The sequence below is a fragment of the Proteiniclasticum ruminis DSM 24773 genome (assembly GCF_000701905.1).
GTDB classification, from domain to species: domain Bacteria; phylum Bacillota; class Clostridia; order Clostridiales; family Clostridiaceae; genus Proteiniclasticum; species Proteiniclasticum ruminis.
The window spans coordinates 203,138-215,727 of record NZ_JNKC01000004.1 but is presented as its reverse complement, the minus strand read 5'-3'; the positions used below and the strand labels follow the sequence as shown (position 1 = coordinate 215,727).

Sequence of the window (12,590 nt, the reverse complement as noted above, 5' to 3'; positions counted from 1 at the left end):
ATTAAGTATAGATTACAAATAAATAAACGTATGATAATAAGTTATAGAATTCTTCTTTGAGGAACTTAGAAGTTTTGACATTTCATCAATCATTTCAGAGGTGAATACATTTTTCTCTATGGCGTCTTTCAGTAGTGAGATTAATTCCAGTTCGGTCACGTCCAGAGATCTTGCAATATATTTTTCCGGATGTCCAGTGAGGTCTTTGTAGAGACTGAATCTGATTTCGAATCGCTTCAGTTTCTTCACATAGATTTTCTCAATACAGTAGGTGTAGTTGTTGTCCACGTATCTTCCTTGATTATGGATCTCGCAGTACTTGGTGTCTTTGATGAGTTCAGTTTTGTTTGGCATAGTTTTCTCCTTTCACATAAATAGGACATGAGCCTCATTAGAAGGTTCATGTCCGTTTACTTTTTCAGTATTACTTTTGGAGTCATGTTATAGGGAAGGATGATGATGATTCCATAGTCGGAGCTGAGTAGAAAGAGTGAAGCAGTATAACGAGGGCCTCTCTCTGGATAGATGAAGTCTACAAATTCAGGACTAGGGTTCTTTGTAAGGTCGATGTTGTGAAGTTCTTCCAGTTCCTGAATATCTTCTGGATTTTCCAGAATGACTACATAGCCACCAAGGTCAGTGATAGGATCTCGGTCTGTTCCGTATTCTTCATCTAGAATAGTGAGCGCTTCTAGGGCGTAAGTTCGGACGTCTTCTTCTAGGTGTGCGATTTTTGATATGTCTGATACGTATAGTAGTTTAATCATGGCTTTCCTCCAATCATTTTTTCATGAGTAAAGTAGTAGAAGTGTGCTCCGTGTACTTCCTACTTATGCTTCATCAAAGGAATAATATATATTTGAAGAGATAGTTTGATTCAGGGTGTACTGAAAAATGGACAGTGGAACTGATAGGATAAGATTAGAGAAAACTACTAGTTTCATAAAAAACTAAGATTCCGATGAGTAGGGGAGAATTGGTAATAGAGATGTCATGATTATATTTACCTGAATAAGCAAAGGTGTAGATGAGATGATACTCAATCAGGTGATAATGTAAGGTTTCCCATCAGATTTGTTAAGTAATATGTTACAATATTCTTAACTATGGCATACATCATGGGATACGGTTCTTATGGTAATTAACTATGAAAAACATGGGGTTGGTAGGAGAGATGAAGTGTAGAGCTGATCTGAAATGACTGAGGTGCAAGTGCTTACTGTATCATTTCTGTTTTTAATTAAGAGGAGTTGGTGAGTATGGAGAGCCAGAGTAGAATTTACAGGTGCCTTCATGTTTCAAAAAGAACTTCATAGATCTTAAACTCGATTGAATAAAATGAAAGGGGCGAAAGTTTATGGGGAAAAGTCATTTGTCTGAAGAAGATATTAAATTAAGGTATATCACACCTGCCATTCAGAATGCAGGATGGAATAACAAGCAGATACGTATGGAGTACGCTTTTACCGCAGGGCGTATTATTTTACGTGGTAACATCACAGCTAGGGGTAGAAAGAAAAGTGCAGACTATCTCCTGTCATACAAGAACAACTTTCCATTGGCTATTGTAGAAGCAAAAGACAATAAAAAACCTGTAGGCGCAGGACTTCAGCAAGCTATTGATTATGCCAGAATACTTGACATTCCATATGTCTATGCATCCAATGGTGACGGATTTGTGGAACAGAACCTCATAACTGGTGAGGTCAATGAGCTGAGTCTTGAAGACTTTCCATCACCAGAAAGCTTGTACCAAAGGTATCGTATTGATAAAGGGATTGATGAGATTGAGGAAAAGGTAATACTGGAGCCCTATTACTACATACCCAATTACAAAACTCCAAGGTATTATCAGCGAGTCGCCATTAATAAGACTGTAGATGCAGTAGCTAAAGGGAAAGATCGAGCATTACTCGTTTGTGCAACAGGAACCGGGAAAACTTACATGAGCTTTCAGATTATTTATAGACTCTGGAAAGCAGGGATAAAGAAGAAGATCCTATTCTTAGCTGATCGTAATGTATTGATTGATCAGACCATGACCGGAGACTTTAAACCATTCAGTGGAAAGATGACCAAGGTACAGAACAAGAATCTTGATAGCTCTTATGAAATTTATCTTGCACTGTACCAGCAACTTGCAGGTGATGATGGTGAAGAAGCATTCCTGCAGTTTCAGCCGAACTTCTTTGACTTGATTGTTATCGATGAGTGTCATAGAGGAAGTGCGAAAGAAGAATCAGCCTGGAGGAAAATTTTGGATTACTTTTCCTCAGCAACGCATGTAGGGTTAACAGCGACACCTATAGAAACAAAAGAAGCCTCCAGTTTCACCTATTTTGGAGAGCCAATATATGAGTATTCATTGAAGCAGGGGATTGAAGATGGTTTTCTAGCACCTTATAAAGTGATTCGTATAGGTCTTGATAAAGATCTTGAAGGCTATCGACCAGAAGCTGGTAAAGTTGATAAATATGGTTATGAGATTGAGGATCGCGAATATAATGCTAAGGACTATGATAGAAACCTGGTCATTGATGATAGAACAAGAGTGGTAGCTTCTAAGATTACCGAATTCTTAAAAAACACCGATCGATTTAGTAAGACGATTGTTTTCTGTGTGGATATTGAACATGCTGAACGTATGCGTCAAGCGCTGATTAATGAAAACAAGGATCTCTATGCTGAGAATGACCGATACATCATGCGTATTACCGGGGATAATGAGATAGGAAAGGCACAACTGGAAAACTTCATTGATGAAGAAAGCACTTATCCGGTTATTGCTGTGACCAGTAAACTCATGACCACTGGTGTGGATGCCAAGATGTGTAAACTCATTGTGTTGGAGAACAACATCAACAGTATGACAGAATTCAAGCAGATTATTGGTAGAGGTACACGTCTTTTGGAAGATTATGGAAAGACATACTTCTCCATCATGGACTTCAGGAATGCTAGTAGACTTTTTGCAGATCCTGCCTTCGACGGAAAACCAGAAGTTGTCATTGATCTTGATGAAAAGGATCCAGTAGAAGATCCACCAGTTGGTCCTGATGATCCCACAGACAATCCTGATAACCCTGACAATCCTGATGGAGAGATACCTGAAGATGGCGATGGTGGAGGAGACGGCGGAGGCGATGGTGAATGGGATGACAAGCCAAGAAAATATTATGTGGGTGATGTGCTTGTAAAAGTGCTGTCTGAACGTGTTCAGTACGTAGATAAAGACGGAAAGCTTATTACAGAAAGTCTTATCGACTATACGAAGAAAAATATCCTTGAGCAGTATTCAAGGCTGGATGAGTTCCTTCGTACTTGGACGGAAGCTGAAAAGAAACAAGCCATCATTGATGAACTACAAGATGATGGGGTACTTCTGGAAGCTGTAAAGCAAGAGCTCGGGAAAACGGATCTTGATGATTTTGATCTCATCTGTCATATAGCATATGATAAAGCCCCACTAACAAAGAAGGAACGTGCAGAGAATGTTAAGAAAAGACATTATCTCTACAAGTATTCGGATATAGCTAAGCAAGTCATTGAAGCACTACTGGATAAGTATGCAGATGATGGTATCAAAGAGATTGAAGATACAAAAGTACTCCAATTGAAGGAGTTTCAAAAAATCGGTAGTCCTATGAAAATAGTCAAAGCTTTTGGTGGAAAAGAAGCCTACCAAAAGGCAGTACAGGAATTAGAAAACGAAATATATTATGCATAACTGAGAAAGCAGGTAAGATAAAATGGCGATTAGTAACTTTGTAAAAAGAATTCAAGATGTGATGAGAAACGACTCAGGTGTCAATGGTGATGCCCAAAGAATTGAGCAGATTGTGTGGATTCTATTCCTGAAAATATATGATGCAAAAGAAGAAACCTGGGAACTGATAAATGACAACTATACATCCATTATTCCCAAAGGGCTTAAGTGGAGAGATTGGGCAGTAGATAGAAAAGATGGGGAGGCACTCACAGGAGATGCTCTCCTTGATTTTGTCAACAACACCCTATTTCCAACTTTTAAGAATCTGGAGATTGATGAAAACACACCCATGAGTCAAGTCATTGTCCGCTATGCCTTTGAGGATGCCAACAACTATCAGAAGGATGGGGTGCTGCTGAGACAAGTGGTCAACATCATTGATGAGAATGACTTTACAGAATACAAGGAACGTCATGAGTTTGGTACTATTTATGAGTCCTTCCTGAAAGATCTTCAGAGTGCCGGTAATGCAGGTGAGTTCTATACACCTAGAGCGGTGACGGATTTTATGGTGAAAGTGGTGAAACCTGTCCTGGGTGATAAAATCGGAGATTTTGCCTGTGGTACTGGTGGTTTTTTGACTTCTGCATTGAAAGAACTGGAAACACAAGTGGAAAACTCACTAGAGAATCGAGAAATCTACAACAAGTCAGTATATGGAATTGAAAAGAAGGCACTACCCCATATGCTGTGTGTCACCAATATGCTGATTCATGATATTGATGATCCGAATATCTTACATGGTAATGCACTGGAGATGGATTACAAAGATATGAGAAAGATGGAACCTTTCGATGTGATTTTAATGAATCCTCCTTACGGTGGAAGTGAGAAGGATAGTGTGAAGTCTAACTTCCCAACTGAGCTAAGAAGCTCTGAAACAGCAGATCTGTTTATGAATGTGATTATGTACAGGCTTAAGAAAAATGGTAGGTGTGCTGTAATCATTCCCGATGGGTTCCTGTTTGGTACAGATAATGCGAAGTTCAATATCAAGAAAAAACTGTTCGGTGAGTTCAATCTTCACACAGTAGTAAGAATGCCCCACAGCGTCTTTGCACCTTACACATCCATCAGAACCAATATCCTGTTCTTTGACAATACTGAACCCACAAAAGAAACCTGGTTCTACAGATTGGATATGCCGGAAGGATACAAGAACTTCTCCAAAACCAGACCTATGAAGCTGGAGCATTTCAATGATGCCCAAAACTGGTGGGAGAACAGAGAAGAAATTGAAGTAGATGGATTCCCTAAAGCAAAGAGATATGCCATTGATGAAATTGTAGAAAGAAGCTATAACATTGATCTTTGCGGATTCCCCCATGAAGAAGAAGTAATCCTTGAGCCAATGGATTTGATTCAAGAATACCAGGAGAAGCGGGCATCCCTCAGTGCGGAAATTGATCATGTATTAGAACAGATTACTTCTATGCTTGGAGGTAATTAAATGAATGCACAGGACTTAAAAAATAGCATCCTTCAACTGGCTATACAGGGAAAACTTGTAGAACAAAGAGAAGAAGAAGGTACTGCAAAAGAGTTATTAGAGAAGATAGATATTCAAAAGAATCAGTTGGCTAAAGAAGGTAAAATTAAAAAACAAAAAGCACTACCGGAAATCAAGGAAGATGAGATCCCTTTTGATATCCCTGAGAGCTGGGAATGGGTTAGGATAGGCGAAATTGGAGAGATAGTTGGAGGGGGAACACCTAAAACTGGAAATAGTGAGTTTTGGAACGGTGGAAATATTCCTTGGTTGACTCCTGCTGATATGAAATTTGTACCTGGTAAGTATGTTGAAAATGGAGAACGCTTTATCACTGAAAAAGGATTAAAAGGCTCCTCAGCACGATTAATGCCTAGAGGAACAATTATATATTCAAGTCGTGCTCCTATAGGTTATATTGCAATTGCAAATAATGATTTAGCTACAAACCAAGGATTTAAGTCTTTAGTTCCTTACGAACTTAGAATTAATGAATATATGTACTATTGCTTGATATCTAGAACTAATGAGATTATCAGTAGAGCTTCTGGTACAACATTCAAGGAGATATCTGGAAGCGAATTTGGCCTTACGGTTGTTCCCCTTCCTCCACTAGAAGAACAAAAGCGCATTGTAGCAAAGATAGAAGAGCTCATGCCTTATGTAGAAAAATATAATGCAGCCTATTCTGAAGTGGAGGTGTTGAATAAAAAGTTCCCTGAAGATATGCAAAAGTCTATTTTGCAGTATGCCATCCAAGGCAAGTTGGTAGAGCAGCGAGAAGAAGATGGAACTGCAGAAGATCTTTATAAACAGATTCAAGATGAAAAGAAAAAGCTGATCAAGGAAGGCAAGATTAAAAAGACCAAAGAGCCACCAGAAATTACGGAAGACGAGATTCCATATGATATCCCGGAGAATTGGAAATGGGTTAGGTTTGGGGATGTTATGATTAATAGAGATTCTGAAAGAATTCCACTTTCAGTTTCACATAGAGAAAAGCTAGAGAAAATATATGATTATTACGGTGCTTCCGGTGTGATCGACAAAGTTGATAAATTTATTTTTGATGAGAAGTTGATGTTAATTGGTGAAGATGGAGCAAACTTATTGACTAGGAGCAAACCAATTGCATTCTTAGCAGAAGGGAAGTATTGGGTTAATAATCATGCTCATGTAATTGATTGTGGTGATTACATTCACTTAGAGTTTGTAATGTACTATATCAATGCAATTAGCTTGGCTAAATACGTAACTGGAACAGCGCAACCAAAGATGAATCAAGCTAATCTAAATACTATACCAGTTCCACTACCACCGATATTAGAACAAAAACGTATTGTGGAGAAAATAGAAGAAATAATTCCTTACGTAGAACAACTAAAAAAGAAAAAAGACTAAATACATAGAATGTTTTTTTAGCTAATTGGCACAGACTTAGGTTAAACCGCACTTACTTATGATACGGTTCGCCGTACCATAACCTAAATGCAATCTCTGTGGCCTCATCTATAGTAATATTCAAAAGAATGATTTGCTGTAGACTCAAAAAATCTACTTGATTATTTCTCGAGATTCAAAACTCCATCAGTAGCTCCGATTAATAGATTGATAGGGATGGAGCTATAGAGTACATGGTAATCCTAAGAATGGTCCAAGAGAAATTACATAACGAGTTTAGTTGGAGGTAAGTATATGGCTATTCCCAAAATCAATGAACAGGATATTCTTAAGGCATTGAAGTACATAGATGAACACGGAGTACCGATTCAAAACGAGAGTACGAAGTATGAGCTGGTTACGAAAAATGGCAAAAAGTATCCACCTAAATATGTAATAGCAATTGCGGATCATCTTGCGAATGGATCGAAGATTGCAGTGGATGGCTTCAATGCAGTAGAAGCAAAGAACTTTTTTGAGAATAGAGGATATACTATTCATTCAAAGTTTGAGAAGTTTGAATTGATCATTACTGCTGATGGTATTAAGTCAACGGATGAACGATTTTCTATGGATGATTTAGGTGCTGGTGATAACTATAAACCTCTAGATACCTATTTCAAAAAGGCGGATGAGACGATTATAAAGCGTGCTTATAACAAAGGTGAAAGAAGAAACACGAATCAAACCATGGCACGAATTGCATTTCAGGTTTTTGAGAAACAGATTGTAGGCTTATCTGTAGAAGATCGAGAGAACTTTCCGGTGTGCAGGTATAATGAAAATGGAACTATGTATAGAGGTATTTTCACAAGTATTGAGGAATTCAAGAACTATAAAAATACCATTGAATATTTGGTTTATGCTTATGATAATGGCAGAAAGTTTTTCATCTACTGCTGGAATATTTTCTCTACTATTCTCTTCGTTCAGGAGTGTCTAAAACGTTTTGGAAAACCTGGAGATCAGTTTGTGCTCCTTTATAGAGAGAAAGAAGAAAAGGAGAGCGAGAAAGAGAAGACGGAAGTAGCGATTAGTGAGGTACTGGTACAGGAGTTTAAAGGATACAGAAATCCTTACTCCTCTATGCTCATAGAATCAAAAAATGTCATATTTCGTGGTGCACCAGGAACAGGGAAGTCCTATTTAGCAAAGGAAATTGCCACAGATATTATCAGTAATGGGTACTTTGATCAGTTTACGATGCTGACTGCAGAACAACGCAATCAGGTAGAATTTGTACAGTTCCATCCTAGTTATGACTATACGGACTTTGTAGAAGGATTACGTCCGAAACTCAATGATGATGGATCTATGGGATTTGAACTGAAAGATGGAGTGTTCAAAAAGTTTGTCCAGAGGGCTAGAAAAAACTATGAAGATTTTCAGAAACCCAAAGAAGTAATTGAAAAAGAGTTATCCGCTCAGAACATGATCGAGGAGTATCTGGAAGATCTTGATTTGGACAGCAACGATGCTGAAAAGCTAAAAACAATCAGGGGACGCGAGTTCTATATTACGAGTTATGATGATAAATATATTAATGTAACCATTCCTGAGAATGAAACGGCGAAGACGCTTTCTATCTATAGAGAAAACATTCAGAAGATGCTTGAATCTTCAATGAGATTTGAAAAGGCCAAAGACGTGACAGAGTTCTTTGGAAAGAGATTTGGTACGCAAGAGAACTCTTACGAACTTCCCATATACCACGCAATCAAATCAAGAAAAATGCAAAAACCAATTATCAACGCAAAGCCAGTAGAACTGAAAAAGTATGTTTTTATCATTGATGAGATCAATCGTGGTGAGATTTCAAAGATTTTCGGGGAACTTTTCTTTTCCGTTGATCCTGGATATCGTGGTGAATCCGGAGAAGTATCTACACAGTATGTGAATCTTCATGAGAATCCAGAAGAGAAGTTTTTTATTCCCGACAATGTCTATATCATAGGAACCATGAATGATATTGATAGATCTGTTGACAGTTTTGATTTTGCAATGAGACGAAGATTCCGCTTTATTGAATTACGTGCAGATGAAAATCTTGAGATGCTTTCAACTTTGGATGATGAAGAACTTCAGGTAGAAGCAATCCGTCGTATGAGTGCACTCAATAAAGAAATTGCTAACGTGGAAGATCTTAATGAAAACTACCAGATTGGTGCATCATACTTCTTAAAGCTGAAAACACTGAACTTTGATCAGCTATGGACAGATTACCTCCAGCCACTGCTGCAGGACTATGTTCATGGTATGTATGATGAGAAAGGAATCATGGAGAGATTTGCCAAGGCATATGGATATGTGAGACCAGAGGATGGTAGTGTAGATGAAGCAGCTCAAGATTAAGGACAATGCTCAGATCAGTAAAGAGAGATTCTCGGACTATAGCATGATTACAAATAAAATTGCGAATAAGACTTTGGAACAGCTTGAACGTGAAGGTGTATTCGTATTTCCTGAACTCATTTCTGATACAGAGGATTTGGTGAAAGAACAGTTGATTTTACAGAGTATCAATGATTCTTATCGAACTGGAAATGTCATGGGATTCATTGGTTGTGGAAACGAGCGTCTTGTCATCGAGTCGCGTTTTAGTACCGGTAAGAACGATTTTTTCTTCCAGTATCTGCTGGAACGAGTTCTTGATTTCCCCAATATCCTGGATGTAGACACGGATGCAAATCAGGATAGAAGATTATATAGTCTTCTCTTATTCCTCTTTCCGATCTATTTAACTACTGCCTTGCGAAAAGGAGCCTATAAGACTTATGTTCGGAACCAGTACAATAACATCAATGTGAAGGGTACAGTAAATATTCCAAAGCATATATCAAAGAATATACCCTTTACTGGGAATGTGGCTTATAGCCAGAGGGAGTACTCATATGATAACCATCTGATGGAACTGATAAGGCATACCATCGAGTTTATTAAAAGAAAACCTTATGGGAATAAGCTTCTTTTTAAAGTAAAAGATGAAGTGAAGCTCGTTATTGATGCAACTCCTAACTATGAGCCTTATGACAAGAGGAAGGTTATTACCGAGAACAAGCAAAATGCCGTGAGACATGCCTATTATCGTGAGTACCGAGCGTTACAGTATTTATGCATTCTCATCTTGCAGCATGAAAAACACCAGATTGGTTCAGGTATGAGGCAAGTTTATGGAATCTTGTTCGATGGAGCTTGGTTGTGGGAAGAGTATATCAATTTATTGATTAAAGATAGTTTCTATCATCCTATGAACAAGGGAGGTAAAGGGGCACAGCGCCTGTTCACCGGAAACATAGGATTGATTTATCCAGATTTTATCAGCAAAAACAATGAGAATCGAGTTATTGCTGACGCAAAGTACAAGCCCATTGATAACATTGGCAATAGAGATTATTTGCAGGTCCTAGCCTATATGTTTAGATTTGATGCTAAGGAAGGATTCTATCTTTATCCAGAATCTAATACTCAGGATGGTTTAAAACTCTGGATGAATAGCGGGTCAACTTACGAAAAAAATGTCACTCCAAGAGGAGATGTCAGCGTTACAAAGCATGGTCTAAAGATTCCTAATGCCGCAAAACAGTATGATGACTTCACGGCAAGGATGAAAGCAAATGAAAAAGAATTCATTGAAATCCTTGAGGTTATTATGTGAGGCTATTAGAGAGTATTTCTCATGCCAGATTGATGCTTTGCATGAATGAAATGAACTGTTACCAAATACAAAAGAATGAATGGAAAATATAAAGTACAAGTATGAGAGTTTATAGCATTGGTGATGAAAACAATAGCATAGCCCAAATAAAGAAGGGTTAGATTATTGATGAGATCTTAATTATAGTATTCATAATATGAAGCGGCTCACATTACGCTATTCCAAACACTCTCAGCGTAATACAGATGATTTACTTGCTAGTCATGAAGTAAAGGGATCTAGCAAGTAAATTATCCAGTAAGATTATCACCAAAGCTGCAATCACAATGAACAATATAAAGCTTAGAGGGGTACGAACAATGAAACAAAAGATATATATTGTTGAAGATGATGCATCCATAGGAAAACTTTTAAGCGATTATATAGAGAAGTATGGCTTTATCATCAAAGTTGTTCAGGACTTTGGCTCCATCATAGAAGAATTTGATTCTTTCAAACCTGATGTAGTATTAATGGATGTGAACTTACCTAAATTTGATGGATTTTACTGGTGCAAGAGAATACGGGAAACATCCACAGTTCCCATAATCTTCATATCCGCAAGGGAAAGTGGAATGGATCAGGTAATGGCCCTGGAGAATGGCGCAGATGATTATATAACGAAACCCTTCTATTCAGAAGTGGTGCTTGCGAAAATAAAAAGTCATATAAGAAGAGCTTACGGCAATTATGCAACCATTACGGAAGAACGCATTATAGAGCTGGGCTATCTGAAGCTTTATCCGGAAAGACTAGAACTAAGGTTTAAAAATCAAAGCACAATAATCACGAAGAAAGAAGGAATACTACTGGAATGCCTCATGAGAAGATATCCAAGAATAGTAAACCGGGATTATTTATTGGAAAAAATGTGGGATGATACAGCGTTTGTGGAGGAAAATACTTTAAATGTCAATGTGACCCGGTTAAGGAGAAGACTTCAGGAGTTTGATATCGAAAATGGAATAGAGACAGTGAGAGGAGTTGGCTATAAGTTAAATGAAACTATTTTTGAAGGACAATAAAGCCTACATCACTACATATTTCATTGGCACCGTAATTACAATCCTTTACTGCGAACTCATGAACTATATTGAGCGATCGGATATTTTCTATCTCATCATTGTGAACTCTTTTATTCTTCTATGTTTTTTAGCAATTAGATATCACAAGACCCAAGAGATTTATAAGCTTTTTGAAAACGGATTAAATTCTAGTGGAGCATCAAATACAACCCTCGGAACCACGGTTATCGGAAAGAATCTTTCAGGTCTACTAAACCAGCAACATAGACGTTACCAAGGAGAAATACAGGAGTATGATAAAAAGCAGAAAGAGCATCTTGCTTTTATCAACACATGGGTTCATCAGATGAAGACTCCTCTGTCCATCATACAGCTTCAGCTTGAAGAATATGGTGGAGAACCCCTTGCAGAAGAGATCAGTGAGGAAGTAAGGAAAATTAATAAGAGTCTCAACCTTGCCTTATACCTGGCACGAGTGGAGGCTTTTGAAAAAGATTATGTCATAGAAAAACTCAGCCTACGGCAGTTGGTTGTAGACGCCGTCAACAACGAGAAGAAGCTCTTTATCAAAAGCAGAATCATACCCAAAGTAGATATTGATGGGGCACTTGAAATTCATACAGATGGCAAGTGGTTAAAATTTGTGTTGGAGCAAATCATTACAAATGGCATAAAGTACGCAAAGGGAAAAGGCAAAACAATGTATTTTAGCGGACTGATCAAAGAAAATAACATTATTCTGGAAGTTATTGACGAGGGCATCGGCATACCCGAAAAAGATCTAAAAAGAGTCTACGATCCCTTCTTCACCGGGGAAAATGGCAGAAACCACGGCGAGTCCACTGGAATGGGGCTATACATTGTCAAAAGGATTTGTGAACATCTAAATCATAAAGTGGAAATTGAGTCTAAATCAGGCAAGGGTACGACACTTCGCCTCATATTTTCTAAAACGGATGAATTCAATAGTTTCCAGTAAAGAACATGTATGAGGACCAATATATGTTCTTTTTTGATATACCGAGACAGGTTTATCAAAGCAAACCTTACATGAATGTAAGGTGCGTGTAAGAAAGGTCAATGGCATTGATGAAAGGCACTCACTATAATAAAACATAGAAGCACCTGGAACAGAAGAGAAAGAAGGATTTTATCAATCAGATAAATGAGAGA

9 protein-coding genes are annotated in these 12,590 nt (G+C 37.9%); 7 read left to right on the top strand and 2 right to left on the bottom strand.

The features are described 5' to 3' along the window. Positions 1-12 precede the first annotated feature (12 nt). Complete coding sequence (locus tag T487_RS0105900) at positions 13-354, bottom strand: hypothetical protein (protein WP_051651547.1); 342 nt, start codon at positions 352-354, stop codon at positions 13-15. A 56-nt stretch (positions 355-410) separates the two neighbouring features. Continuing rightward, complete coding sequence (locus T487_RS0105895) at positions 411-767, bottom strand: hypothetical protein (protein ID WP_051651546.1); 357 nt, start codon at positions 765-767, stop codon at positions 411-413. A 590-nt stretch (positions 768-1,357) separates the two neighbouring features. Between T487_RS0105895 and hsdR the strand changes: the two genes are divergently transcribed. The 7 genes from hsdR (at position 1,358) to T487_RS0105860 (ending at position 12,396) form a co-directional block, all read left to right on the top strand. Then, the gene (gene hsdR / locus T487_RS0105890; protein WP_031575243.1) at positions 1,358-3,727 is read left to right on the top strand and encodes an EcoAI/FtnUII family type I restriction enzme subunit R; all 2,370 of its coding nucleotides are present in this window, start codon (positions 1,358-1,360) and stop codon (positions 3,725-3,727) included. A 22-nt stretch (positions 3,728-3,749) separates the two neighbouring features. Further along, positions 3,750-5,219, top strand: coding sequence for a class I SAM-dependent DNA methyltransferase (locus tag T487_RS0105885; protein ID WP_031575240.1), 1,470 nt, complete (start codon positions 3,750-3,752; stop codon positions 5,217-5,219). Then, a complete protein-coding gene (locus T487_RS0105880) occupies positions 5,220-6,659 on the top strand; it encodes a restriction endonuclease subunit S (RefSeq protein ID WP_031575237.1) in 1,440 nt (479 codons plus the stop codon). A gap of 294 nt (positions 6,660-6,953) precedes the next feature. Continuing rightward, positions 6,954-9,050 (top strand): McrB family protein, encoded by a 2,097-nt coding sequence (locus T487_RS0105875; RefSeq protein WP_036909237.1) that lies wholly within the window; start codon positions 6,954-6,956, stop codon positions 9,048-9,050. A 43-nt stretch (positions 9,051-9,093) separates the two neighbouring features. Further along, a complete protein-coding gene (locus T487_RS0105870; RefSeq protein WP_242848021.1) occupies positions 9,094-10,353 on the top strand; it encodes a 5-methylcytosine restriction system specificity protein McrC in 1,260 nt (419 codons plus the stop codon). A 359-nt stretch (positions 10,354-10,712) separates the two neighbouring features. Continuing rightward, positions 10,713-11,417, top strand: a complete 705-nt coding sequence (locus tag T487_RS0105865) for a response regulator transcription factor (protein WP_031575228.1) — start codon at positions 10,713-10,715, stop codon at positions 11,415-11,417. Then, a complete protein-coding gene (locus T487_RS0105860) occupies positions 11,392-12,396 on the top strand; it encodes a sensor histidine kinase (RefSeq protein ID WP_031575226.1) in 1,005 nt (334 codons plus the stop codon). Before T487_RS0105865 ends, T487_RS0105860 begins: the two co-directional genes overlap by 26 nt. Positions 12,397-12,590 lie beyond the last annotated feature (194 nt).